Source organism: Oceanobacillus rekensis, from assembly GCF_002153375.1.
Taxonomy (GTDB): domain Bacteria; phylum Bacillota; class Bacilli; order Bacillales; family Amphibacillaceae; genus Oceanobacillus; species Oceanobacillus rekensis.
On record NZ_MTBQ01000006.1, the window covers coordinates 227,037 to 252,737 of the forward strand.

The following is a 25,701-nucleotide window of genomic DNA, read 5'->3' on the forward strand; positions in this document are numbered from 1 at the left end:
TTTTTAACACAAATCCCCTATAAATTTTTATAGGGGATTTGCTATGTGGATGGATATATACTTGTTATACTACCACCGTAAAGTTTTTGTTAACAATGGGGTCCACCGTTTGATTCTTTTCAAAATATGCTCTGATTAGTTCGACTGTATCTTGTTGGATTTCTTTTATTACAGGTTTATCTTTGAACATTTGAAAGTTCCCACCACCTGATGCACGGTAATTATTCAGGACAACTTGATAGGATTGCTTCAGGTCAAGAGGCTCTCCGTGATACATAATATTAGAAACCCTTGAACCCAGAGGTTTGGATGCTTTAATCCTATAGTCGATGCCTTCCCACATATCATAATGGTAATGCTGTGGTTTTGGAATGATGTAAGCGGGATTGACAGCTATTTGATGATCAATAACTGTGAAATACTCCGCACTTTTTTCCAGTGCTGCTTTAATATCTTCCCCATTCAATTCAAGTACCACGAGCGTGTTGGGATACATATAATTAGACACAATATCCCTCATTGTCACGACAGATTTAAAGCCAGTAGAAGTATTGTTTAAAAGCGAGGTAACAGAAATATCTGTTCCACTAGCATCCATCTGCACATTCTGTATGAACTGGATAAATGGATGTTTGCTGACTCTCGCCTTAAAAGGGTCATCAATCACCATGTCACCATCAATCCTGCCTATCGGCTCGTCAAGCCACTGCTGTGTTGATTCTTCGATGTCTTTCATATATTCTAATATTTCTTGATCTGCTTCTGTCTTTGCCAAATCATGGATGCTGCCTGTTTTATTTATAATATTCCATGTATCGTTATCTCTTTGCAATTCAAGTTCAACGTTTCCATAGGCTTGACCATTATTTCCAGGTTGCAGGATGAGTACATTATTAACTACATTAGTTAATCTGCGATGTTGATGTCCTGTTAGCAATATATCAATTCCTTCGATATTCTGGCACATTTGATAGGCTTGATTCTCACCAGTCAGTGCCTCTGTTGGTTCCCCTGATTCGATATTCCGTTCAAAGCCCCCATGATAGGAAACAATTAAAATATCAGGTCTTTCAACTTCGCGAACGTGTTGAACCCACTTATTTAGTGTGGAAAAAGCATCAGCAAACGCAATCCCCTTAATATGTTCGGGAGATTCCCAATTAGGTATGTATTGTGTTGTGACTCCCACAATTGCTGCTTTGACACCGTTAGAAAGTTCCTTTATTATATAGGGTTGGCCAAACTTAGGTTTATTCGTCGTTATATCCAGGATATTTGCAGAAAGCCATGGAAAGTCAGACTGTTTAATTGCATCAGAGAGGATTTTCTCTCCAAAGTTAAACTCGTGATTACCAATTACTCCGGCATCAATTCCAATTCGATTCATAATTCCAATCATCGGATTCTCTTTATCACTATATTCCTTTACATAATGCGTCATTAAAGGGGTCCCCTGAATTAAATCTCCATTGTCAATGACAATCAGGTTTTCCGTATGTTGTCTTACTTCTTTTACGATGGATGCATATTTTGCTAATCCGATATCTGCCTGTTCATTTGTTCCATATAGAATAGGCAGTGCATTACCATGAATATCGCTTGTATAAAGTAGAGTGAGTTTTGTTTTTTGCAATCGAATGCATCCTTTCTCGGAGGTGGAATGTTCAATCAAAAAGTGAAGTTTGTCTAGGAATATCGTACGCTTTAATAAATATTTTCTCAACCTATTACACAATTTTCCAATGAATTAAAAAATACTATCGTACATAAGAATGAATTGGTTGCCATTTATAAATACCGGTATTAAATTTGTAAATAGAATGACTAATCGGTAATTTATATTTCTAACTAGAAAATAGATAAAGTTAATATAAAATTTACAAAAACCGATGATGCCGGGATTTTGTAATATAATTGTAATATTTTTTACAAATTTGCGTTTAAAGATATAATGCATCGGGTATCAACAATTATATAAACACTGTAGGAGTATAGTCAGCGGGAGGAATAATGCATGCGTAATTCAAAGGTAACCATTTATGTAAGTGACAACAGTGTCCAATGTAATAAGGTCATTAAATTAATGAACGACTATGATATTTCTTATAAAATAAAGAATGTATCGGAAAAAAATCAACATATGAAAGAACTTCAAGCGCTAGACATTTATGGTACGCCAGCAACTTACATTGATAATCAAGCAGTAATTCTTGGTTACCAAAAAAACAAAATCAAATATGCATTAGGTATGGATGATTTTAAATCACATTATAGTTCTCTATTTGAAGGATTTAAGAAATAATATATATTTGTAGCTACACACATTAATTCAAAATGCATATTCTATTATAAACAGGAAATCGATAAAGAGGTGTGTAGAAATGCGATATCGATCTTATATTCAACCACAAGATTACCCACCAGTTAATTATAACTTCAATCCTAGCCAAAATCACACATCACACTACCCAAATGAAAACTGGAATGTACCGGAATCTTACCAAACACCATATGAACTGTTTGCGAAACCTGAAATGCCTGTTCAGTGGTTGTATGAATCACAAATGGACGCGGATCCGTTGAAGGCGAACACCGGAAATATTGGAGGAGCATCTGAAGGATTCACAGGAGAAAATGCAAGCGGCCCTGCTGGCGGTCCCACATCCTATTTTAATAATGGAAATGGACAGATTGATTTTGACAAAGTCTTATCGACTGTTGGACAATTAGCAAATACCTATCATCAAGTATCCCCCATTGTAAAACAATTTAGTTCACTAATTAAGAACTTTAGATAAAGTTGCTTATTTCTGTAAAAATAGGAAATGAAATGTGAAGCGATTGGTAATAGAATGAAGGACGAAGGAAGATGCTATAGATGGGAGAGGTAGCAGAAAAAGAGGAGAATTTTAAATGATAGCATGTTTAGTTATACACGGATATACAGGCGGACCTTATGAAGTGGCTCCTCTGGCTAAGTTTTTGAAGGAAAGTACGGATTGGCATATTGAAGTACCGACATTACCGGGGCATGGGAAAGAACTCCAATTGGAAAATGTCTCCTATAAAAAATGGATTCAGGCAGCAGAGAATGAGCTGAAAAAGCTTCAAAAGGAATATGAAGAGGTCTATGTAATCGGATTTTCCATGGGGGGAATGATTGCAGCTTATCTGGCAGCAAAGTATAAAATTGATAAGCTGGTTTTACTAGCAACATCAGGCAAATATTTAAACTTCAAACAAATCGGATTAGATATCGCAAATGTTATTGGTGATGGTATTCGAGGAACACTCAAGGATAATAAATTATATGGTCATTATAAAAAAAAGCTTGGTGCCGTGCCATTCCGTGCAAATTTTGAATTTATGAAATTAGTCAGGTTTACACGGAGTTACTTGGATAAAATCGAATCACCAGTATTAATTGCGCAAGGTCATCTGGATGGTATGGTCCCATATAAAACAGCCTACTATTTGGATAAGGAAATTCACTCGGAGCAAAAGGAAATTGTGTTTTTTGATAAATCGAGACACCTTATTTGCCTGGGTGATGATAAAGATACACTAAATGGTATGGTATATGACTTTCTTGTCTGTAAAACAGAATAACAGCCTGCTCCTATATAGGGGGCAGGCTGTTATTTTTTTGCTGGTTAATAATTTTTTCCCTGCTGCATAAGTGTAACTGATGTTGTTACTTAAAAGCTTGATGACAACTAAGTTAACTAATCCTTAAAAAAGGCTATTACTAATGCGCCTTCTCCACCATATGTAGAAATCAGTGGGCCAGTATCTGTAAGGTAGCTATCTTTAAATAAATATTTGCTCCGAATATCAGATAGAATTTGTTTGGCCCGTTCTGCATCATTGCAATGTGTCATAGAGATAATTTTTTCTTCAGCATTTTTTGTATACTCACCGATTTGATCGATAAACCGTCTGATGGATTTTTTCTCGCCACGTATTTTTTCCGTGACTTCAATCGCTCCATCTTCATTACCATGCATTAATACTTTGATGTTCAATGTCTTGGCGATTTTACCTTTCACCTTATCAAGGCGTCCACCAAGAACGAGATTATCAAGTGTTTTTAATACAAACAATGTCGCGGTCTGTTCCACAGAATCACGTAGATGTTTAACAAGACCTTCAAAGGAATAGTTTTCGTCCAGTTTAATACTTGCTTCATGCAATAAAAGAGCTATCCCACAAGAAGCGGTTTTCGTATTAATTACTTCAATCTTGCGCTCCGGCTCTTCCTCGAGAAGCATTGTTTTTCCGATAACTGCATTATCATATGTACTGCTTAGCTCCTTTGAGAGACTGAGCATTATAATAGGTATACTTGGATCTACTTCTTTATATGCATCATAAAAGTCATTCGGGCTTGGTGCGGCGGAACGTGGTAATTCTTTCAGTTCTCTCACTTTTTGGTGATAGCCTTCCAAATCTAATGTAACACCGCTTCTATATTCTCCGTCACTGAAATGTAAGTAAAGTGGAACTACTTTTATATTCAAATTATCATTTAAACGTTTAGGAATATCTGCTCCCCCGTCGGTCATTAGTTGAATTCTCATGCTTTCACCTGCCTTACCGTTAATTATTTCATTATATCAGCACTTATCAAATCATAATACGAATATGAAGCTATTTTAGACCTTTTCTAGATATCGTGACCTTTGTCTTTCTTGAGGTGCTCATAATAAATAAGAATAAACCAAATATAACGATGGTGCCACCCAACAGTTGTGACCATGTAGGAGACTCATTAAGAATAAAGTATGCGAGTATACTTGCACCAATCGGTTCAAAAACGATTCCCATTGAGATGGTGGATGTACTTAACCATTTCAATGCCCAATTAAATAAGGTGTGACCGAAAAAGGTCGGGACAATTGCTAGGATAAGGAAAACCCACCAATGGACTGCAGGATATCCGAAAAATGAATTCTGCAATATCAGGTTATAAATGATTAATGTAATAGAACTTACACTGTAAACGATGAATGTATAGGTCATTAAGGATAAATGCTTTCTAGCACTTTGTCCGGATAGAAAGTAGACTGTGACTGCTATAGCTCCGAGCAATGCCAATATATCCCCGAATAATGCCATTCCACCTAATTGAAAATCACCTATGCCAATGATAATGCTGCCGAATAATGCAATAACCATACTAATGACTGTCCCATAAGAAAACTTTTCCTGAAAAAGCATATACGTGCCAATGAAGGCGAAAATCGGCTGCATGGTCACTAAAACGACTGAGCTTGCAACAGATGTGTAGTTTAAGGACTCAAACCAAAGAATAAAATGCAAGCTTAAGAAAACTCCAGCAATAATGGATAATACCCAGTTCTTTTTTGAAATCAATCGAAATTCATGTCTGTATTTTAATAAAATAATGGGAAACATAATCAACACAGCAAATAATAATCTGTAGTTAGCAATGATGGCAGAAGGGGCACCATCTGCAAGTTTTACTAAGATTGCCGAAGATGAGACAGCAAGCACACCAATTACAACTGCTGCATATGGATTAAATGGAGGAAGGCGCATGATAAACATCCTTTGCTCATTTTTGTTTGACCTTTGTCGAAATATAGAGTAGTGATCATGACTCGTAAAGGTTAAGAATCAATAATATCATTAATCTTATCATGGGAACAGAAAAAAACATAAGCCCTTTAGTAGATATAAATACAATAGTTGTGGTATGATAAGTAAAGCATTAGTATCGAGGCCTCTTACCACTTGAAGGTGAAGCCTTTTTTGTACTTTAATATGAATAAAATATAATGATACGAGATCAAGTCTTATATTCCCTTTTAAATAGCTGATATATCTAAAACAAAAATAATTATCAGTGCATAACAGTTCCGTTATCTAGGCGGAAATTGTAAATTCAGAAGGTTTTATCTGCATGTTCAGGCGGGAATTTATTTAAAGAATAAAGTATAAGAAAAACTTAGGGCCTCTTTTGCGAATAAATTTTCACAAAAAAAGGAGTCGACTATTAAGTGACTAAATTTAACGAACTGGGTGTTTCAGCCCCAATTATGAAAGCATTAGAAAAAATGGGGTTTGAGGAAGCAACACCAATCCAAGCAGAGACAATTCCGTTAGCAATGGAAGGTAACGATGTTATTGGACAAGCACAAACAGGAACAGGTAAAACAGCAGCATTCGGTATTCCGATGATTAACAAGATAGATTCAAAAATGAAGAAAATCCAAGGCTTAGTTGTAGCTCCGACAAGAGAACTTGCAATTCAAGTTGCTGAAGAAATAAATCGCTTAGCGAAATTTACAGGTGTTCGAGCATTATCAATTTATGGTGGATCACCGATGGATCGTCAAATTCGTGCATTGAAGGATGGTCCACAGATTGTGGTTGCTACTCCAGGAAGACTTTTGGATCATATGCGCAGAAAAACAATCCGAATTGATGCTGTTCAAACGGCTGTATTGGATGAAGCAGATGAAATGTTAAACATGGGATTCATTGATGATATTCGTGATATTCTTAAAGGTATCCCAACCGAACGTCAAACATTGCTTTTCTCGGCAACAATGCCTAAAGAAATACGTAACATCGCTACTACATTGATGAAAACACCGAAAGAAGTTAAAGTAAAAGCGAAAGAAATGACGGTAGAAAATATTGATCAATATTTTGTTGAAATTCCTGAAAAGTACAAGTTCGATACGCTAAATAATCATATGGATATCAATTCACCTGATTTGGCAATCGTATTTAGCAGAACGAAAAAACGTGTAGATGAAGTAACTGAAGGATTACAAGCAAGAGGATATCGCGCAGAAGGAATTCATGGAGATCTGACACAGGGTAAACGTATGTCTGTTCTGAATAAATTCAAAAGTGGCCGTGTAGATGTACTTGTAGCAACAGATGTTGCAGCACGTGGTCTTGATATTTCTGGTGTTACACATGTGTATAATTTCGATATTCCACAGGATCCGGAAAGTTATGTGCATCGAATTGGACGTACAGGAAGAGCTGGACGTACAGGGGAAGCAATTTCCTTTGTTACCCCTCGCGAAATTGCGCATTTGCATTTAATTGAAAAAACAACAAAGAGCAAAATGAAACGATTAGTACCACCAACTAATCAAGATGCACAAAGAGGTCAGCAACAAGTAACGATGGATAAAATTGTAAAAACAATCAGTAATAAAGATTTGCAACCATATCAGGAAACAGCAAAACACTTATTGGAAGACAATGATTCCATTACGGTTATTGCAGCAGCTTTAAGTATGCTGACAAAAGAACGTAGAGACACACCTGTCAGAATATCTTCTGTTGCACCAATTAGTATGAAGAAAGCACAAGGTTCTGGTTCTAAAGATAATAATCGTCGTTCGAACAATAAACGCGTTTATGGCCAGCGTAGTGGTGGTCAAGGTGGACGTAACCAAGGTGGAAGAAACCGTAAAGGTAATTTCCAACGTAGAAATCGCGATCAATAAAACAAAAAGCGGAGGCGACTGTTCAGAAGCGAACGCATAAGCAAGTGACCGAAAAGCGCATGAATTTTGCGCTTGAAGGGTCAATTGCATATGCCGGTAGCTTCTAGTAGCCGCAGCTAGCCGAAACAAAAAGCGGAGGCGACTGTTCAGAAGCGGACGCATAAGCAAGTGACCGAAAAGCGCATGAATTTTGCGCTTGAAGGGTCAATTGCATATGCCGGTAGCTTCTAGTAGCCGTAGCTAGCCGAATGTTCCGGTTTAACTAAACACATATAAAAAGGCTCCTGAAACCCAGGAGCCTTTTTATATGTGTTTTTTACTACAGTCTGCCTAGCAAACCGAATATAACCAATACACCTAATATAATCCAGAATATGTTTTTTTTGATTGCTTTTGGGATGCGTCTTTTTTTATTCCAACGGTTTGGGTCAAATTGAATCGAATCATCATCATCCCAGCGTCGGCTCCTTCTAGTGTTTCTCCATGGGGAGTAGGGTTGTACGTTAGATAGAATTAGCGGCGCGATTACAAAGCCACCAATGAACCCGAATAAATGTGCATAAACATTGATCCCGCTTCTCATGAAAGTCATTACTAAGGAAATAATTAAAATAGTCATGACAATTTGCGAGCTACCATGGTCCATCAGGTTTTTTCGAAAGGAAACCATAAAGGCGTAGATCCCAAATAAACCAAATATGGCTCCTGAAGCCCCAAGGTGCAGGTAATTTATCGGACCCAGATAATAGGTTGCTATGTTTCCAATAATACCCGCACCAAAATATGCAACCAGAAATTTATATTTTCCGAGCATTTGTTCAAGTGCGGGACCAAACAATACAAGAGAAAAGGAATTAAATAGGACATGCATCAAATCACCATGGAGAAAAATAGGTGTTACAAGTCGATGATAATCCCCCATTGCAATCATGTAATTGCTTCCAACTCCCCATTGATAGAACTCCCTTCCGATCGGCAGTCCAATAAAATTGATTAATAGCCATAGCAAGAGATTAATGACAACTAATGTAGACACGATTGGATAAACACGCATAAATTCTTTAATACTTGTCTCATTACGTATAAACATGGAAGGGTACCCCCTGTACAAAATATAGTTTTAGCTTCTATATGTGACTTTTGAACATCTTAGTCAGTTAGGTTACTATAAGTGTATGTTCAAAAAAGAGGATAAAAAGAAAACCAACTAGAAACATCGATGTGTCATTTTACCGGACTTTTTGAACAACCTCTATAATTATAATACGTAATATTAATCAATATGACCAATATTAGGTCCAAATAAAAATCAGGTAAGAATGAAGGGTTAACGCAAATGATAAAAGGAATTGGGATGGATTTAATTGAATTGAGCAGAATTCAGGATAGTATGGATCGAAATAAAAGGTTTGCCAAACGTATTTTGACAGCAAGTGAAATGCAAGCATGTGAACAGCTTCCCACTTATAAACGGAGGATCGAATATATCGCAGGGAGGTTTGCGGCTAAGGAGGCATTTGCTAAAGCAGTTGGTACTGGAATCGGGAGGCTTAGCTTTCAAGATATTGAAGTGCTGAATAGAGCGAATGGTGCACCCTTTCTAAATGCGAAAGGTTATGAACAATCCCACATATTTGTTTCCATTACACATAGTAGGGATTATGCAGCAGCCCAGGTTGTACTGGAAAACTAGTGGACTTTTCCTAAGATTGCATAAATGGCCTGGTTGTCTCATATATTTTAGTGCGGGTAGGAGGGAACGAAATGTATATTGTCACCGCAAAAGAGATGTACGATATCGATCATTACACAATGCATGAGATAGGAATGGATGGCAAGTTGCTGATGGAGAATGCGGGTAGAGCAGTCAGTGATAAAGTGATACAGGTTGTGGGCGCAAAGAATCGAATTAGTATCTTTGTTGGGTCGGGAATCAATGGTGGCGACGGATTTGTTATTGCAAGAACATTGGTGGAGAAAGGGTATCAAGTCCAAGTAATTCAGGTTGTGTCAGATGAGAAAATTAAAGGGGATGCCCTTTATCACAAACAATTATTTATTAATTGTGATGGTAGGGCGATTTCAGAAATACAATGGTCCACGATACGTGAAATCGTGGATCAATCAGATATCGTGATTGATGCAATGCTTGGTATTGGTGTGAAAGGGGATTTACGGAAACCAATTCTTGAGATTGTAGCAATTATTAATCAATCAGATGTTTGTGTTATTTCGGTAGATATCCCATCAGGGTTGCCTGCAGATGAGGAGGCTACACCCTTTACCTCCATCGTGGCGGATTATACGTTTATAATAGGAGCTGCAAAGCAAAGTGCGTTTTTGGAGAAAACTGCAGCCTATTACGGGAAGTGGGAGGTACTGGAGATTGGCTTTCCGCGTCCAGTATTTCAAAAATATGCGGAATGTCAATTGTGGACCGAAAGAGAGTTTCGAAAGACGTTACCACTTCGAAGTATAAACGCTCATAAAGGTAATCATGGAAGAGGATTGATTATCGGGGGAAATGCTGAAATGCCTGGTACAATCTCGATGGCATCAAGGGCTGCTGTGAAATCTGGTGCAGGGCTGATCACCGTAGGGACAATTGATAAAGTTATCACTATGATTGCCACATCTTGTCCGGAAGCAATGTATCTGAAGCTTGATGAAAAGGATGGTTATTTAACAAAAAATCCTACATTAAAAATGGAAACGTATGATGCAATTGCCTTCGGAGTTGGTATGGGGAGAAAGGAAGAAACTGCTGAATTAGTTAGGAGTATCATCCAAAAAGCCCATTGTCCGATTATTATTGATGCAGATGGATTATATCATTTGAAAAAAATCTAAATGCTTTAAAAGCAAGAACAGACCCGACAATAATAACCCCGCATCCTGGAGAAATGGCAATGCTTTTGGATATTTCCATTGCAGAGCTCTTGTCAGCACCATTTCATTTTATACTTGAATTCGCAAGGAAGTACGAGGTATATGTTGTATTCAAAGGAAAAAATACAATCATTTCCTCGCCATATGGAAATCAAGCTGTAGAAACAAGCGGAAATCCTGGTCTTGCCAAAGGTGGTAGTGGTGATGTGCTAACAGGTATTACGCTTGCTATGATCATGCAGGATCAACGTATTTCCTGAGGCTGTTTGCAATGCCTGTTTTATTCATGGGAAATCAGCGGATCTGCAGGTGGAGCATGAGCACTCATTCTATGATTTACTGGCAACAGATGTAATTGATGGTATTCCAAATGTGTATCGTACATTTTCTCCAAAAAATTGCGTGTGATGATGTTCCCTTTGTTAATTGAGACAAGGGAGATATGTATATGAAAAAAACGTATTCTTATCGCATGGCTTTTATTTTAGCCTTATTGATACTGGTGCTGGCAGCTTGTGGCGAAAAGACGCAGGAAGATGTTATTGCTAAATTGGAAGATAATAAAGAAGAAATGACAGGCTATAAAGCCAAAGCGGAAATGTCCATGAATACCGGGCAGGAAGAACAGAAGTTTAATATTGAAATATGGTACAAGCAGGAAGATTTTTACCGGGTGTCATTGGAAAATAGTCTAGATGAAAAAGAAAGTCAGGTTATTCTTAAAAATGATGATGGTGTTTTTGTCCTAACGCCTGCACTCGATAAGAGTTTCAAATTTCAAACGGAATGGCCAGAAAATAGCAGTCAGCCATATCTGTATCAATCGCTTATCAGTGATATATTAAAGGATACAGAAGCTGTATTTGAATCGAATGAAAACCATTATGTATTTAAAACAAAAACCAATTATCAAAGTAATAATAACCTACCATCCCAGGAGGTTTATTTTGATAAAGATACGTACACTCCTGTAATGGTAAATGTCTTGGATAAAGACGAAAATGCATTGGTAGAAGTTAAGTTTTCTAGTTTTGAAATGGATCCCTCTTTTAATGAGGATGACTTTTCGATGGAAAAGAATATGACGCAGGGTGATGCTGCTGAAGAAGAAGAAGAAGCATCTGCACAGGTTCAAGAAGATTCCGAAACAAAGGAAGATTTAACTGTGCTATATCCTTTATTTACAGCTGGAGCCGAGGTATCGGAAAAAAAGGAAGTAGAGCTTGAGAATGGTAGTAGAGTAATTTTGACATTTGAAGGAGATAAGAATTTCACATTAATTGAAGAAAAAAACCATACCGCACCCGTTTTATCATCTCCACAGGAAGTTCGTGGTGAAATCGTCAATCTAGGCAATACCATTGCAGCACTTTCAGATAACACGATTGAGTGGAACTACAATGGTACTGATTTTACGTTAGCAAGTGAAGAGCTGACGAGAGAAGAAATGATCCAAGTCGCACAATCCGTTCAAGGCCAAACCACAAAATAAACAAAATTAATATCCGACAGGCCCTCATTGAAAGGGCCTGTTTTTTATTTGTAAGTATTGTTTTTTTAACCTCCACAGTTGAGAATGATGCGACGCAGGATAAGCAGCAACTACGTGACCGCTCTGGGAAATACACTGCGCGCATCCTAAGGCGGCTGTTGAACCTCTTCATGCTGACACATTTCAGTGTCTCACCTATGCCTCTCTTCCCATATCAGTCTCCGTGTATTTCCATAAGCTGGTTAAAAGGTCGCTGCAAGTTCTTTGTATTCGTAAAAACAATAAAATTAATTATATAGCTTCACTAGTCCGGTATCGTTCTGGGCCGTGCCCGTGGAAAGCATCCGCCCAGAACAATACCGGACGGTGGAAAAAGCACATACTTATAAAACAACCACAATTTTGTTGCGGTTTATATATTTTGTGGAAATAGCATCGAATCTTTTTGTTGGGGCGAGCAGTGCGGAGTCCCAAATCTGTTCGGTGGGAAAAGTAACGGCAGTCTACACCTTTTGGTAAATAGCCATTTTTAAAAGTATCATGCATTAAATCCGATTAATTGCATATATTTTACAGTAGCGCCTAATTAATAACCCATAAACTTTCTATGGTAGTTAAATTAACCGCAAATAGTATTGTTTACCACAAATAATCAATATTAAACGACAAAAACATGGTTTTTTTTACGAAATCGCCAGAACCCCTTTGCAAACAACCTAATTCAATGCTATTATTAAGTAGAATATTATATCGTTCGTTAACAGTTGTTGGAGGTGCATGGTTTTGTCAGAGAGCTTACAAGAAATCTTGGTTAAGTTACCAAAAAACCTACTGAATGAGGTGGATGGGTTAATGAAATATGAAAATAGCGATTTAAGCGATTTTATATGCAAAGCAACAGAAAGCTACCTAAACCATAAGAAAGAGGAGCATATCCAACGATTTCAAGAAACGATGCAACGTGGATATGAAGAAATGGGGCGTATTAATTTAACGATTGCTTCAGAGGCTTTTCAAGCTGAAGAGGAGGCTGACAACACCTTAGAGCGCTCTGTGATCGGGGTGTAATAATTTGATCGTTCAAAGAGGCGAGGTATATTTTGCTGACTTATCCCCTGTAGTTGGGTCAGAACAAGGCGGCGTGCGCCCGGTATTGATCCTACAAAATGATATTGGTAATCGGTTTAGTCCGACGGTTATCGTTGCAGCAATAACTGCCCAGATCCAAAAGGCTAAATTGCCTACCCATGTGGAAATCGATGCAAAGCGTTATGGGTTTGACAGGAATTCTGTAATTCTGCTTGAACAGATTAGAACATTGGATAAGCAACGCCTAACGGATAAGATAACAAAATTAGATAAAGAAATGATGGATAAAATTAATCAAGCTTTGGAAATAAGCCTTGGACTTAAAGATGTATACGGTGGTAATTGATGAATACCCTTCTCAGATGAGCATGGGTATTTTTTGTGGTTTAAAGAGATTAATAATAGGGTAGATATAATAGCGTATTTAAAATATACAAAAATACATAGCTGTACGTACTATGAGATAGTAAAAAAATACATAGCTGTACGTACTATGAGATAGTAAAAAATTATTCTTTTACCAATAAAATGATAAGAAAAGCAAACGAATAAAGATATTAAGAATTTTAAGCGTTTATATTATTTCAAGACCGCTCTACCCATTTAAGGGGGGCGTTGTAATGCTTTTTGGTAGATTATTTGTATGTTACAATATCTAATAGAGGTTTATACCATAATAACGTTCATGTTCACGCCTATCTTATATACAGAATTAAATATTCGCAATAAAAACCATTGGGGGTAAAGGAATGGATTCTAGATTCAAACAGTTAATAATTAATAATAGTGATTCAATTGTACAAAAATGGATGGATGAAATTGCCTCGCTGAAGTCTGGGAATTATACGGTGACAATTTCCGATGAATTATATGAAAGTACAAACCGTGAATTTGTTAACGTAATATTTACAAGTATACGTAATCAGGGTTCTACAAAGGCTGTTGAAGAATTCTCTGAAAAAATTATTAATCTGGGTTGGCCGTTAAGTTATATTACAGATGGATTACAGGTTTTCAGAAGAGTCTCAACAGAATACTTATTGGGACAATCTGAAAAAGTGGATTCCGACTATTTCTCTAATGTATTTACAAGTGTTGATAATTGGGTAGAGCCGCTTATTCGCGAACTGGTCAATGAATACTCTGGAAGCTGGGAACATATTTTATCCCTTCAACGAGTAGCACTACAGGAACTGTCCGCACCACTTATCCCAGTAATGGAAAATATAACGATTATGCCGCTTATTGGAACGATTGATACAGATCGAGCAAAGCTGATTATGGAAAATTTATTAGAAGGAGCCATGAAGCATAATTCTGAGGTTGTATTGATTGATATTACAGGGGTGCCAGTGGTTGATACAATGGTTGCCCATCATATTATTCAGGCGGCAGAGGCTGTAAGGTTAATAGGTTCCACATGTATCTTAGTTGGAATCCGTCCAGAAATTGCACAAACAATTATTAACCTAGGAATTGATTTGAGTAACTTCCCAACTAAAAGCACTTTAAAAAAGGGATTTACAAAAGCTCTTGAAATTACCGGACGCCGCGTAGTAGATATAGACGTAAAACGAAATAACATTGAACATATTATGGATTCATTACAAGGGGAGTGAGACGATGCGAATTCCAATTCTCAAATTGCATAATTATTTACTTATCTCCATTCAAACGGAAATAGATGATCAAACCGCTATACAATTTCAAGAGGACTTATTGGATAAAATTCATAAAAGTGGATCGTCCGGTGTCGTTATAGACTTAACATCTGTCGAGATTATTGATTCGTTTATTGCCAAGGTTTTAGGTGACGTAGTATCAATGTCAGATTTAATGGGGGCAAAAGTAGTTTTAACTGGTATTCAACCTGCAGTCGCAATGACTTTAATCGACTTAGGTATACATTTGCAAAATGTACCCACAGCTTTAGACCTTGAACAAGGCCTAGTAAAGCTGCACCAGGAATTGGGGGTATAAGCATGGAACCACAGTCCTGTGTAAATATTAATAAAGAGTGGGATATAGTTGGAGCAAGGCAGCTAGGACGTGAGATGGCCAAGAAACTTGGCTTTGGCACGGTAGATCAGGCTAGAATTGCTACAGCGGTATCTGAATTAGCGCGTAATATATACTTATATGCCGATAAAGGCCAAATCTGCTTTGAGGTTATCGACAAGAGAGAACGTCAAGGTTTGTGTATGACAGCTGTTGATACAGGGCCGGGGATTTCTGATATTAGCAAAGTAATGGAAGATGGATATACGACATCTGGAGGCCTAGGAGCAGGACTTCCGGGTGTCAAAAGGCTTATGGATGAATTCGATATTGTTTCGGAAATTGAAAAAGGTACTAGAATTAAAACAGTAAAATGGATTCGTTAATAAAAAGAGAAGAAAAGTGTATCGTTGATGCTAACAAACGCTCTTTCTATAGGAAAATATCCTGTCAATTAATTCCCTGGGGGGGATCTGAATGGAAGAAGTTATAGATAACAGTGCTGCAAATTATAAAGAATTATTAAAGCATTATTTAGAATCACAGGATGAGCAGGCACTATACGGAGTGGAAAAGGTTAGTAAATCATTTATTAAAAATGAGATTTTACCAGAAGAAATAATAAATCTTCATATACAGGCAATGGGTGAAATCAACCCCAACCTGAAAGCAGATTATAAACATTCTATGAATTTTTTACTTGAAGCAATGATTTTTTATGGACTTGCTATGCAGGAAATTCCACTGTTAAAAGAAGAAAAGCATGTGCTTAAATCAGAGATATCCGTTGCTGCTAGTATGCAGAAAACTCTCCTAGGTACAACGAAGCCGACGATTGAGGGTTTGGATATAGGTATCATCAGTGTCCCTGCACATCAGATGAATGGTGATTATCATCATTTTATAAAAGGGAAGGATGGTTCACTTGGCATTGCAATAGCAGATGTGGTCGGTAAGGGAATACCTGCTGCACTATGTATGTCTATGATCAAGTATGCCATGGACAGTTATCCAGAAGAATCGATGAGTCCGAAATCTATTTTAAAGAATCTGAACAGGGTTGTAGAAAGAAACGTGGATCCTAGTATGTTTATCACGATGTGTTATGCACACTATAAGCCAAAAGAAAGTAAACTCTATTTATCTTCAGCTGGACATGAACCCGGATATTATTATCATGCGCAATCAGATACTTTTGAAGAAATTGAGACAAAAGGTCTTGTGTTGGGCGTTTCACCTGATACGGAATATGCACAATATGAACTGCCCATTAATAAAAATGATATGATTATTTTACTGACTGATGGAGTCACCGAGTGCAGAGATGGCGACCGCTTTATTGATAGTAGGGAAGTACTTGATATTATTAAACAGTATGCTGATCTACCTGCACAGCAAATGGTAGAAGGTGTATACAAACATTTTGAAAAGTTACAGGATTTTCAGTTGCGAGATGACTTTACATTATTGGTTCTCAGAAAAGATGTTTAACATTATATAAAAACGGGTATTTAATTAATCATGTATAAGAGAAGAAATTAATACAAATTGAATCATGTATCGACTGCTTGGTGATAGCCAGGTATTACATAAGAAACATTTGTATGAGGAGGTAAACCATGAATTTAACAGTAAATGTAGTCGAAGAAAATGAAAAGTCCATTCTAAATGTCTCAGGAGAAATTGATATATATACTGCGCCAAAGCTAAAAGAAACATTACTTCCGTTAACAAAAGTTGAAGGAAAGACTGTAGAAGTAAACCTAGAGAATGTTAATTATATGGACAGCACTGGTTTAGGGGTTTTCATCAGTGCATTAAAATCCACGAAGGAAAAAAAGTCGAAATTAACACTGATCAATTTGCAGGATAGGGTCATGCGTATTTTCGAAATTACAGGTTTGGACGATGTTATAGATATTAAAGCTGCGATTCGAGGTGGAAATGAGTAATGGAGAGATTTGATTTTATAGAAATTAAAATCCCAGCAAAGGCTGAGTATGTAGGTGTTATCCGTTTAACCCTGTCAGGTATTGCGAATAGAATAGGGTTTTCGTATGAAGATATCGAGGACCTAAAAGTTGCAGTGTCAGAAGCTATCACAAATGCGGTTAACCATGCCTACACTGAACAAGATGATGGAGAAATCACGATTGGTTTTGGTGTATATGAAGATCGTATTGAAATCATGATTGCAGATCATGGCGGCAGCTTTAACTTAACAGAAATAAAGGACGGTACAGGCCCATATAGAAGTGATGAGCCAGTCGAGACGCTTAGAGAAGGTGGTTTTGGATTATTCCTGATTGAAGCCTTGATGGATGAAGTCAAAATCAATAATAAGTATGGAGTTATCGTTCTGATGACAAAGTATGTTAGGGAAAAAGAGGTGGATTTCGATGGCGACCAAATCTCAACCACACAATAAAGGTGGGGATGAGGTTTACCAATGGATTGAATATCTCCAAAAAGAGCCAAAGGATGAGGAAACCCAAGAGAAAATTGTCCTAACCTATGAAAATCTGGTTGGATCATTAGCCCGGAAGTATTCTAAAAATAGTGCTATCCATGAAGATTTAGTCCAAGTAGGAATGATAGGATTATTGGCAGCTGTTAGAAGATATGATCCAACATTTGGTAAATCCTTTGAATCCTTTGCAATCCCAACAATTATTGGTGAAATAAAACGGTATATCCGTGATAAAACATGGAGTGTCCATGTACCTCGTCGTATAAAAGAATTGGGGCCAAAGATAAAAAAGGCAGTGGATGAATTAACAACAAGCAACCAAGAGTCGCCGACTGTTAGTGAAATTGCTGTATATTTGGATTCAACTGAAGAAGAAATCCTGGAAACCATGGAGATGGGTAAAAGCTATAAAGCTTTATCCGTTGACCGCAAAATTGAGGCTGATTCAGATGGTAGTACAGTAGCGCTACTTGATTTAGTAGGAAATAATGAGGATGGTTATGAGAATACTGATCAGAAAATGATGCTTGAAAAAATTCTGCCGATTCTCTCTGAACGCGAACAAGAGATTTTAGAATGTACGTACTTTAAAAATATGAGTCAAAAAGAAACTGGTGAATTGCTCGGCATTTCCCAAATGCATGTTTCCAGATTGCAAAGACGCTCATTAAGAAAACTTCGCGAAGCAATTCAATCTGAAAGTTCGGAGGTTTTCGATTGAGTTCCGAAAATAAGGTAGATGTTTCCGTTTATCAGAAGCCGAAAAAAGGAAACTACCAATGTGGGGACAGCTATTTTTACAGGGAAACCGAGGATGAATTTCTATGTGCAATTGCAGATGGTCTAGGTAGTGGGGAGTTTGCGAAGGAGTCTTCCCAAATCGTTATCGATATTATTAAAAGTAATAATCAAGCAACGGTTGAACAATTGGTTAAAGTATGTAATTCACAACTACAAGGAAAACGTGGAGTTGTCATTGGGATTCTAAAAATAAATTTTAAAAACAAAATCTATTCTTTTTCTTCCATCGGCAATATTGGGATTATGTCGATAACAGATGATAAGGTGAAAAAGCGCAGCATTCCAAATGCTGGATATTTAGCTGGATATCAACGAGCATTTAAGGTGAGGACGGAGAAACTTGAATCTAATATGAATTTTATTATGTTCTCTGATGGGGTGTTGGATAAAGAATTGTCCCAGTGCTTTTTTCTAAACAAAAATGTGGATAGTATTACAAAAGCATATGAGCAAACAAGTAATGAAATTAAAGCGGATGATACAACATTGATTGCTATGAGATATGAAACAGAATCACCTTAATGGCTGACAGGATGTCGGTCTTTTTTTTGTTTAGGCTATATTCTTAAATATTATTGCTTTTAACCCTCTCAGTTGGGATAAATTACGAGACAAAATAAGAAACTTCGGCGACCGCACTGGGAAAACAACCAGCGATTACGTCGTAGTTTTTAGATTTTGTGGCAAGAGCAAGAAAAATTTTCGATGGGGCGATTAAGGGCAGTTCCAAACTCTTAGAAAACAGCCTTTGTTTAGGGGCGGATAGGTTTTCCAACTGATTAGGAATTCATCGTGATTTTTGGTAAAATAGATTGGTATATGAAGGAGGAACAACCGTGGCAGAACAGTTAGATCAGACTCTTATTAAGTGGGTTTCCAAGGAAACAGAAGTAAATACAAATACAGTAAACAAGGTAATTGCATTATTGGACGAGGGAAATACGGTCCCATTCATTGCACGTTACCGTAAAGAAGTTACTGGTGGGCTTGATGAAGTGCAGATCAAATCTGTGCAGGATAAATGGCATTATGCAGTTAATCTTTCTGATAGAAAACAGGAAGTACTTCGTATCATCGAAGAGCAGGGGAAATTAACCGAGGAATTGGAACGTGAGATAAAACTTGCAACACAGCTTCAGCGTGTGGAAGATTTGTATCGCCCATATAAACAAAAGCGTCGTACAAAGGCAACTATTGCAAAAGAAAAAGGATTAGAGCCACTTGCTGAATTAGTCTGGAAACAACAATCCTTTGAGATAAATTTAGAGGCTGAAAAATATTTCTCGGTAGAACATGTATTACATACTGTAGAAGAAGTTCTCTCTGGAGTAAATGATATTTTGGCAGAATGGATTTCCGATAATGCCGAGTATCGTGATTATATTCGTGAAGAAACGTTTAAAAGGGGAACAATCCAATCGGAAGTAAAAGACAAAGAAAAAGATGAAAAGGGCGTTTATGAAATGTACTATGAATACAGTGAGTCTGTTCGCTCATTAGTATCACATCGTATATTGGCATTAAATCGAGGAGAAAAAGAAAATATCCTAAAAGTAACCATTGAGCCACCAATCGAGCGCATCACCCAATTTTTAAATCGAAAGGTTATTGAAAGAAGTACAGATGAAAAGTTGGCGGGTATCTTGTCAGATGCAATCGAGGACAGTTACAAGCGATTGATCCAGCCTTCCATTGAACGTGAAATTCGTAGTAACTTAACGGAAAAGGGTGAAGAGCAGGCTATTGACGTTTTCTCTGTGAACTTGAAGAACCTATTGTTGCAGCCACCTTTAAAAGGCAAAACTATACTTGGAGTCGATCCTGCTTTTCGAACGGGATGCAAGTTGGCTGTTGTGGATGAAACAGGAAAGGTCCACAAGGTTGGGGTCATGTTTCCGACTGCACCCAAAAATGATACAGTTGGTTCAGAAAAAATTGTTATGAATTTAATCAAGAAATACCCAATAGAATTAATAGCGATTGGAAACGGAACAGCATCAAGGGAGACAGAACACTTTATTTCCGAAGTCATAGCGAATAATAAGTTGGATATTCCATACATTATTGTGAACGAAGCAGGTGCAAGTGTCTATTCAGCTTCCGCCCTTGCACGTGAAGAGTTTCCTGATTTGCAAGTCGAAGAAAGAAGTGCAGCCTCGATTGCACGTAGAGTTCAAGACCCATTGGCAGAGCTTGTAAAAATTGACCCAAAATCAATAGGAGTCGGTCAATACCAACATGATGTAAGTCAAAAGGCGTTGAATGAATCATTAACATTTGTCGTAGAAACAGCAGTGAACCAGGTTGGTGTTAATGTCAATACAGCCTCATCTTCCTTACTGCAATATGTAGCTGGCCTTAGTAAAACAGTTGCAAATAATATTGTAAATAAGCGAAATGAAGAAGGTAAATTTATTGATCGTAAACAACTAAAGAAAATACCAAGACTTGGTGCGAAAACATATGAACAGGGAATTGGCTTCTTAAGAATTGTCGATGGGGAAAATCCCTTAGACAGAACCCCAATACATCCAGAAAGTTACGCACATACAAAGAAGCTTCTTAAGATGCTTGACTGTGATATTTCAGATATTGGCTCGGAAAATCTCAGAGAGAAAATGAATGGATTAGATAAAAAGGATATCGCAGAACGCTTGGAAATCGGAGAGCCTACATTAATCGATATTATGGATGCATTAAGCAGACCTGAGCGAGACCCTCGTGATGACTTTCCACAACCATTATTAAAGCAGAACGTAATGAGTTTGGAAGACTTAAAGCCAGGTATGGAAATGCAAGGTACGGTTCGTAATGTAGTTGATTTTGGTGTATTTGTTGATATCGGTGTTAAACAGGATGGACTTGTTCATATTTCTAAAATGGCAAATAAATTTGTGAAACACCCGATGGATATTGCTTCCGTTGGGGATGTAGTTACTGTATGGGTTGAGCAAATTGATGTTAATAAAGGCCGAATTGCTCTATCGATGGTTAAAAATGATTAAAAAAAACCGGGCTAAAATTTTGCCCGGTTTTTTCATATACATTAGAAGTATAAACTTTTTGCTCTTTGAAGTTTACGGGCGGAGTATACCACGCCCAGCGACTGATGGACTTCCTTCATCTCCGTAATCTAAATCAACATCGATTCGCTACGCTCCCAAAGAGTTTCCTTTATCTCTTGTGAAGGAATGTTCGACGGTTCGAACCACCCCACACGTCGCTAAACTAGCTTTGAGCTTTTTAGTTTATTATTCTAATTCACTTGCAGCTTCTACTTCACTTAAAGCAACTCCTAATGCTTTTGCAACGCCTTCGCCATATGCTGGATCGGCTTTGTAGCAGTTGTTAATATGACGTAGTTGAGTTTGTTTTGTAGTACCTTGCATAGCGCGTGCAGTATTTTCAAATAGTCTTTGTTGTGCTTCAGGGCTTTGTAATCTAAATAATTTACCTGGTTGTTCAAAGTAAAGATCATCGTCTTTATCAAAGTCATAGTAATCAACATCTGCACCAAGTTTTAATGCAGGTTCTTGATGTTCCTGACTATCTTTCCATTCTCCATAGCTGTTCGGGCTATAAGAAATTTGTCCACCACCATAAGGTATAACTCTTCCTGCGCCATCTCTATGATATGGATGGAAGTTTTCCGCATTTTTTGGATAGTTAACAGGAATTTGCCAGTGGTTAACACCTAGGCGGTAACGTTGTGCATCCCCATAGGAGAATAGTCTACCTTGTAACATTTTGTCTGGTGAGAAACCAATACCAGGAACAATATTTGTTGGAGCAAAAGCAGCTTGCTCTACTTCTTCAAAATAGTTTTCTGGATTACGATTCAGTTCCAACTCCCCAACTTCGATCAATGGGAAATCACCTTTGTACCAAACTTTAGTTAAATCGAATGGGTTATAAGGCATATTTCTAGCTTGCTCTTCTGTCATTACTTGAATGTACATTTTCCATTTCGGGAAGTTGCCTTTTTCGATATTTTCATATAAATCTTTTTGATTACTTTCACGGTCTTTACCAACTATTGCTTCAGCTTCCTGGTCAGTTAAGTTTTCAATACCTTGTTCTGTGTAGAAGTGGAATTTAACCCATGTACGCTCATTGTCTGCGTTAAACATGCTATATGTGTGGCTACCGAAAAGGTTCATATTTCTAAAAGTTTTTGGTATTCCACGGTCACTCATGACAATACTAACTTGGTGAAGAGCTTCCGGTAGGTTTGTCCAGAAATCCCAGTTAGCTTCCGGGTTATGCATATTCGTTTTTGGATCACGTTTTACAACATGGTTAAGATCAGGGAAACGCTTAGGATCACGGAAGAAAAATACAGGTGTATTATTCCCAACTAAATCCCAGTTACCTTCTTCTGTGTAGAATTTCAATGCTGTTCCGCGAATATCACGCTCGTCATCTGCTGCACCACGTTCACCGGCAACAGTTGAAAAACGAGCAAACATGTCAGTTTTTTTGCCGACTTCAGAGAAGATTCTAGCTTTTGTATATTTAGTAATGTCATTAGTTATTGTTAAGGTACCATAAGCACCAGATCCTTTTGCATGCATACGACGCTCTGGAATTACTTCTCTATCGAAATGCGCCATTTTTTCAAGGAACCAATAATCTTCCATTACTAATGGACCTCTAGGACCAGCAGTTTTTGAATCATCATCGTTTGGTACTGGAGCACCAAAGGCGGTGGTCATTCTTTTCTTATTTTCACTCATAAATTGTATCCCTCCTGTTATTAAATACAATAATTATAATAACATAATAATTACCAGATTACTATAAATGTAGTTAGTTAATATTGATAAATATAAAATGGGGAGATCAAAAAACCTTTAACAGCACATTCTAATAAAACTTTAAATATATCAAAAAACATTACTATGTAACCAAGCTAGATTAGGAATATTCATCTTTGCACCTTTAAATATTCTCAATTGATATAGTTAATTGAGAAAAGATTATCTATAAATAGCCATAATTCTTTGTCTAGGATACTAGTGTTCTTAATAATAATTCCATATGTATAAAAGAGAACAAGAACAATTTTTATAAGTTATATGCTAAAATAGGTGCAAATTAAAAGGTAAGGAAGTATATCTTAAAATGGCGCTATTAGATGAAAAGGAATTATTTGAATTAGTAAATAAACTCTCAGAAATAAGCTTTAATAAACCGTTTCGACATGAAGTACGATTCAATCACCGATTGAGAACAACTGGTGGCAGATATATCCCTGGCAAAAAGTTAATTGAATTGAATCCAAAGTATCTGACGGAAATGAATGTGGAAGAGTTCAACGGAATAATCAAGCATGAACTATGTCATTATCATCTTCATATAGAAGGAAAGGGTTATAAACATCGTGATAAGGAATTTCGAGATTTACTAAAAGCTACCGGTTCACCGAGACATTGTAGTCCACTGCCATCTGAACAGAAAGAATATAGGTACAAGTATCTGTGTAAGAAATGTCACCATGTGTATAATAGAATGCGTCGTGTTGATGTAAACAAATACAGTTGCGGAAAGTGCCGTGGAGAATTGGTATCACAAAAAGAGTAAGAAAAAACGACAAATAAAAAAAGTAAACTTAATCCATTGACGAAAAATGTCATCCATGGTAAATTAAATAAGCTAACAAATTATCTCAGCTTTTATTGTGCTTTATCAGAAATAAACTGTTGACAATCAAATGGGAATTGTGATAATATAAATCTCGTTGCCATAATTACTAACTACAAAGTTTTAATGGTGACACACTTGAACACTCTCACCTAAATAACGATATCGTTTTTACATACGATATGATAATTATTCCACAGTAGCTCAGTGGTAGAGCAATCGGCTGTTAACCGATCGGTCGTAGGTTCGAATCCTACCTGTGGAGCCATATGGAGAAGTACTCAAGTGGCTGAAGAGGCGCCCCTGCTAAGGGTGTAGGTCGTGTAAGCGGCGCGAGGGTTCAAATCCCTCCTTCTCCGCCATTCAATCATGGCCCGTTGGTCAAGCGGTTAAGACACCGCCCTTTCACGGCGGTATCACGGGTTCGATTCCCGTACGGGTCATCTTTCTTTTAAATAAAAATTGTTAGGTCCGGTAGTTCAGTTGGTTAGAATGCCTGCCTGTCACGCAGGAGGTCGCGGGTTCGAGTCCCGTCCGGACCGCCATTAGTTGGGCCATAGCCAAGCGGTAAGGCATCGGGTTTTGATCCCGTGTATCCCAGGTTCGAATCCTGGTGGCCCAGCCATTTTATTTATAAAAGAAGTAAATACTATTTAATGAAAATAGTATTTTTTTATTCTTAAATTCCATCAAATATTTAATTATGTTTGAGTACATGAGCCATTAGCTCAGTTGGTAGAGCATTTGACTTTTAATCAAAGGGTCGGAGGTTCGAATCCTCCATGGCTCATCAATTAATGGATATAGTGGAATTGGCAGATACGTTAGTATTAGTTGTAGACGTATGGGTTCCTTTCATTTACACCATTTATTTTTATAAGTTTATAAATATTATGCGGTCGTGGCGGAATGGCAGACGCGCTAGGTTGAGGGCCTAGTGGGGGCGACCCTGTGGAGGTTCAAATCCTCTCGGCCGCACTTTCTAAAAAAACGCTTGATATACTCTTTTGAAAGTGTTATGTTTAAGAGGTTCGCTTTTAAGCGCTCGTAGCTCAATTGGATAGAGCGTTTGACTTCGGATCAAAAGGTTAGGGGTTCGATTCCTCTCGGGCGCGCCATTTAAACGGGAAGTAGCTCAGCTTGGTAGAGCACTTGGTTTGGGACCAAGGGGTCGCAGGTTCGAATCCTGTCTTCCCGACCAGTACTATATTTTCGGGTTACTTCTTACTATATAGATAGCTAATTTATAATTTAGACTTGGTTTCATTTGTTACGCGGGTGTAGTTTAGTGGTAAAACCTCAGCCTTCCAAGCTGATGATGAGGGTTCGATTCCCTTCACCCGCTCCATATATATTACTGTGGGCCTGTAGCTCAGCTGGTTAGAGCGCACGCCTGATAAGCGTGAGGTCGGTGGTTCGAGTCCACTCAGGCCCATCCCATTTCTTTTTAAAAAGCATTGACTTCATCTAAGAGAAGTGATATATTGTAAAAGTTGTCGAGAAAACAACTAGTAAAATTAATTGTTGACAACGAAATGGATTTATGATAAGCTATTATGGTCGCTTCAAAAACGACTTACAAATTTGCTCTTTGAAAACTGAACAAAACAACCAGTATGTCAAGAAAAGAAAACATGTTTTTCTTTTCAAACAACTCATTAAGTTTCACTTATTGAGTATGCAACAAGCTAAGAAAACAAATGGAATTGACTGATGTTGATTCTATTCAAACACTTTTATGGAGAGTTTGATCTTGGCTCAGGACGAACGCTGGCGGCGTGCCTAATACATGCAAGTCGAGCGCGGGAAGCAACCAGATCCCT

At 37.6% G+C, this 25,701-nt stretch carries 25 protein-coding genes, 11 tRNA genes and 1 rRNA gene; 32 read left to right on the forward strand and 5 right to left on the reverse strand.

Features of this window, described 5'->3' with window-relative positions; all coding sequences use genetic code 11:
• Positions 1–64 precede the first annotated feature (64 nt).
• The gene (locus BV906_RS15425; RefSeq protein WP_176330374.1) at positions 65–1,633 is read right to left on the reverse strand and encodes a bifunctional metallophosphatase/5'-nucleotidase; all 1,569 of its coding nucleotides are present in this window, start codon (positions 1,631–1,633) and stop codon (positions 65–67) included.
• A 381-nt stretch (positions 1,634–2,014) separates the two neighbouring features.
• Here BV906_RS15425 and BV906_RS15430 point away from each other — a divergent pair, with 381 nt between their 5' ends.
• The 3 genes from BV906_RS15430 (at position 2,015) to BV906_RS15440 (ending at position 3,609) form a co-directional block, all read left to right on the forward strand.
• Positions 2,015–2,302, forward strand: a complete 288-nt coding sequence (locus BV906_RS15430) for a glutaredoxin family protein (protein WP_087974520.1) — start codon at positions 2,015–2,017, stop codon at positions 2,300–2,302.
• Between the two features lie 79 nt (positions 2,303–2,381).
• Positions 2,382–2,798 (forward strand): YppG family protein, encoded by a 417-nt coding sequence (locus BV906_RS15435; protein ID WP_087974521.1) that lies wholly within the window; start codon positions 2,382–2,384, stop codon positions 2,796–2,798.
• Positions 2,799–2,913: 115 nt separating this feature from the next.
• Entirely contained in the window at positions 2,914–3,609 is a 696-nt protein-coding gene (locus BV906_RS15440) for an alpha/beta hydrolase (RefSeq protein ID WP_087974522.1), read from the forward strand.
• 116 nt (positions 3,610–3,725) lie between these two features.
• On the opposite strand, the gene BV906_RS15445 is transcribed toward BV906_RS15440, so the two are convergent.
• Both BV906_RS15445 and BV906_RS15450 read right to left on the reverse strand, forming a co-directional pair.
• On the reverse strand, positions 3,726–4,580 hold the full coding sequence (locus tag BV906_RS15445) for a DegV family protein (RefSeq protein WP_087974523.1): 855 nt from the start codon (positions 4,578–4,580) through the stop codon (positions 3,726–3,728).
• A 70-nt stretch (positions 4,581–4,650) separates the two neighbouring features.
• Complete coding sequence (locus BV906_RS15450; RefSeq protein WP_087974524.1) at positions 4,651–5,562, reverse strand: DMT family transporter; 912 nt, start codon at positions 5,560–5,562, stop codon at positions 4,651–4,653.
• Between the two features lie 461 nt (positions 5,563–6,023).
• On the opposite strand from BV906_RS15450, the gene cshA reads away from it, so the two are divergent.
• Complete coding sequence (cshA, locus tag BV906_RS15455) at positions 6,024–7,496, forward strand: degradosome RNA helicase CshA (protein ID WP_087974525.1); 1,473 nt, start codon at positions 6,024–6,026, stop codon at positions 7,494–7,496.
• A gap of 319 nt (positions 7,497–7,815) precedes the next feature.
• On the opposite strand, the gene BV906_RS15460 is transcribed toward cshA, so the two are convergent.
• Entirely contained in the window at positions 7,816–8,586 is a 771-nt protein-coding gene (locus BV906_RS15460) for a rhomboid family intramembrane serine protease (RefSeq protein ID WP_087974526.1), read from the reverse strand.
• Positions 8,587–8,832: 246 nt separating this feature from the next.
• On the opposite strand from BV906_RS15460, the gene acpS reads away from it, so the two are divergent.
• The 15 genes from acpS to BV906_RS15530 all read left to right on the forward strand — a co-directional run bounded on the left by acpS (position 8,833) and on the right by BV906_RS15530 (position 21,240).
• Positions 8,833–9,189, forward strand: coding sequence for a holo-ACP synthase (gene acpS, locus BV906_RS15465; protein ID WP_087974527.1), 357 nt, complete (start codon positions 8,833–8,835; stop codon positions 9,187–9,189).
• 71 nt (positions 9,190–9,260) lie between these two features.
• Positions 9,261–10,346, forward strand: a complete 1,086-nt coding sequence (locus BV906_RS15470; RefSeq protein WP_281254146.1) for an NAD(P)H-hydrate epimerase — start codon at positions 9,261–9,263, stop codon at positions 10,344–10,346.
• A gap of 59 nt (positions 10,347–10,405) precedes the next feature.
• Positions 10,406–10,645, forward strand: a complete 240-nt coding sequence (locus BV906_RS20060) for an NAD(P)H-hydrate dehydratase (protein WP_281254147.1) — start codon at positions 10,406–10,408, stop codon at positions 10,643–10,645.
• Between the two features lie 188 nt (positions 10,646–10,833).
• Positions 10,834–11,877 carry a LolA family protein gene (locus BV906_RS15475; RefSeq protein WP_087974528.1) on the forward strand — a complete coding sequence of 348 codons (1,044 nt, stop codon included), beginning with the start codon at positions 10,834–10,836 and terminating at the stop codon, positions 11,875–11,877.
• A 783-nt stretch (positions 11,878–12,660) separates the two neighbouring features.
• A complete protein-coding gene (locus BV906_RS15480; protein ID WP_087974529.1) occupies positions 12,661–12,945 on the forward strand; it encodes a CopG family ribbon-helix-helix protein in 285 nt (94 codons plus the stop codon).
• 4 nt (positions 12,946–12,949) lie between these two features.
• Positions 12,950–13,312, forward strand: coding sequence for a type II toxin-antitoxin system PemK/MazF family toxin (locus BV906_RS15485; RefSeq protein WP_087974530.1), 363 nt, complete (start codon positions 12,950–12,952; stop codon positions 13,310–13,312).
• 403 nt (positions 13,313–13,715) lie between these two features.
• Positions 13,716–14,585 carry an RsbT co-antagonist protein RsbRA gene (locus tag BV906_RS15490; RefSeq protein ID WP_087974531.1) on the forward strand — a complete coding sequence of 290 codons (870 nt, stop codon included), beginning with the start codon at positions 13,716–13,718 and terminating at the stop codon, positions 14,583–14,585.
• 4 nt (positions 14,586–14,589) lie between these two features.
• Positions 14,590–14,946, forward strand: a complete 357-nt coding sequence (locus tag BV906_RS15495; protein WP_087974532.1) for an STAS domain-containing protein — start codon at positions 14,590–14,592, stop codon at positions 14,944–14,946.
• 2 nt (positions 14,947–14,948) lie between these two features.
• Positions 14,949–15,350, forward strand: coding sequence for an anti-sigma regulatory factor (locus tag BV906_RS15500; protein WP_087974533.1), 402 nt, complete (start codon positions 14,949–14,951; stop codon positions 15,348–15,350).
• A gap of 91 nt (positions 15,351–15,441) precedes the next feature.
• Positions 15,442–16,455 (forward strand): PP2C family protein-serine/threonine phosphatase, encoded by a 1,014-nt coding sequence (locus tag BV906_RS15505; protein ID WP_087974534.1) that lies wholly within the window; start codon positions 15,442–15,444, stop codon positions 16,453–16,455.
• 128 nt (positions 16,456–16,583) lie between these two features.
• Entirely contained in the window at positions 16,584–16,916 is a 333-nt protein-coding gene (locus BV906_RS15510) for an STAS domain-containing protein (RefSeq protein ID WP_087974535.1), read from the forward strand.
• Entirely contained in the window at positions 16,916–17,392 is a 477-nt protein-coding gene (rsbW, locus tag BV906_RS15515) for an anti-sigma B factor RsbW (protein WP_087974536.1), read from the forward strand. The genes BV906_RS15510 and rsbW overlap by 1 nt, the downstream gene beginning before the upstream one ends.
• Complete coding sequence (gene sigB, locus BV906_RS15520; RefSeq protein WP_087974537.1) at positions 17,364–18,155, forward strand: RNA polymerase sigma factor SigB; 792 nt, start codon at positions 17,364–17,366, stop codon at positions 18,153–18,155. Before rsbW ends, sigB begins: the two co-directional genes overlap by 29 nt.
• A complete protein-coding gene (locus BV906_RS15525) occupies positions 18,152–18,757 on the forward strand; it encodes a SpoIIE family protein phosphatase (protein ID WP_087974538.1) in 606 nt (201 codons plus the stop codon). Before sigB ends, BV906_RS15525 begins: the two co-directional genes overlap by 4 nt.
• A gap of 314 nt (positions 18,758–19,071) precedes the next feature.
• On the forward strand, positions 19,072–21,240 hold the full coding sequence (locus BV906_RS15530) for a Tex family protein (RefSeq protein ID WP_087974539.1): 2,169 nt from the start codon (positions 19,072–19,074) through the stop codon (positions 21,238–21,240).
• A 246-nt stretch (positions 21,241–21,486) separates the two neighbouring features.
• Here the strand turns inward: BV906_RS15530 and BV906_RS15535 are convergent, their stop codons facing one another.
• Positions 21,487–22,971 carry a catalase gene (locus tag BV906_RS15535; protein ID WP_087974540.1) on the reverse strand — a complete coding sequence of 495 codons (1,485 nt, stop codon included), beginning with the start codon at positions 22,969–22,971 and terminating at the stop codon, positions 21,487–21,489.
• Positions 22,972–23,359: 388 nt separating this feature from the next.
• Between BV906_RS15535 and BV906_RS15540 the strand changes: the two genes are divergently transcribed.
• From BV906_RS15540 to BV906_RS15600, 13 genes are all read left to right on the forward strand, one after another.
• Positions 23,360–23,818 carry a SprT family protein gene (locus BV906_RS15540; RefSeq protein WP_087974541.1) on the forward strand — a complete coding sequence of 153 codons (459 nt, stop codon included), beginning with the start codon at positions 23,360–23,362 and terminating at the stop codon, positions 23,816–23,818.
• A 253-nt stretch (positions 23,819–24,071) separates the two neighbouring features.
• A tRNA-Asn gene (locus tag BV906_RS15545) sits at positions 24,072–24,146 on the forward strand.
• 3 nt (positions 24,147–24,149) lie between these two features.
• Positions 24,150–24,240: transfer RNA gene (locus BV906_RS15550), tRNA-Ser, on the forward strand.
• Positions 24,241–24,249: 9 nt separating this feature from the next.
• Positions 24,250–24,321, forward strand: a tRNA-Glu gene (locus BV906_RS15555).
• A 25-nt stretch (positions 24,322–24,346) separates the two neighbouring features.
• A tRNA-Asp gene (locus BV906_RS15560) sits at positions 24,347–24,423 on the forward strand.
• A gap of 5 nt (positions 24,424–24,428) precedes the next feature.
• Positions 24,429–24,503, forward strand: a tRNA-Gln gene (locus tag BV906_RS15565).
• A 92-nt stretch (positions 24,504–24,595) separates the two neighbouring features.
• Positions 24,596–24,668, forward strand: a tRNA-Lys gene (locus BV906_RS15570).
• Between the two features lie 105 nt (positions 24,669–24,773).
• Positions 24,774–24,856 (forward strand) — tRNA-Leu (locus BV906_RS15575).
• Positions 24,857–24,919: 63 nt separating this feature from the next.
• A tRNA-Arg gene (locus BV906_RS15580) sits at positions 24,920–24,996 on the forward strand.
• Between the two features lie 6 nt (positions 24,997–25,002).
• A tRNA-Pro gene (locus tag BV906_RS15585) sits at positions 25,003–25,079 on the forward strand.
• Between the two features lie 73 nt (positions 25,080–25,152).
• A tRNA-Gly gene (locus BV906_RS15590) sits at positions 25,153–25,226 on the forward strand.
• 13 nt (positions 25,227–25,239) lie between these two features.
• Positions 25,240–25,313: transfer RNA gene (locus tag BV906_RS15595), tRNA-Ile, on the forward strand.
• A gap of 300 nt (positions 25,314–25,613) precedes the next feature.
• Positions 25,614–25,701, forward strand: a 16S ribosomal RNA gene (locus BV906_RS15600); the annotation flags it as partial.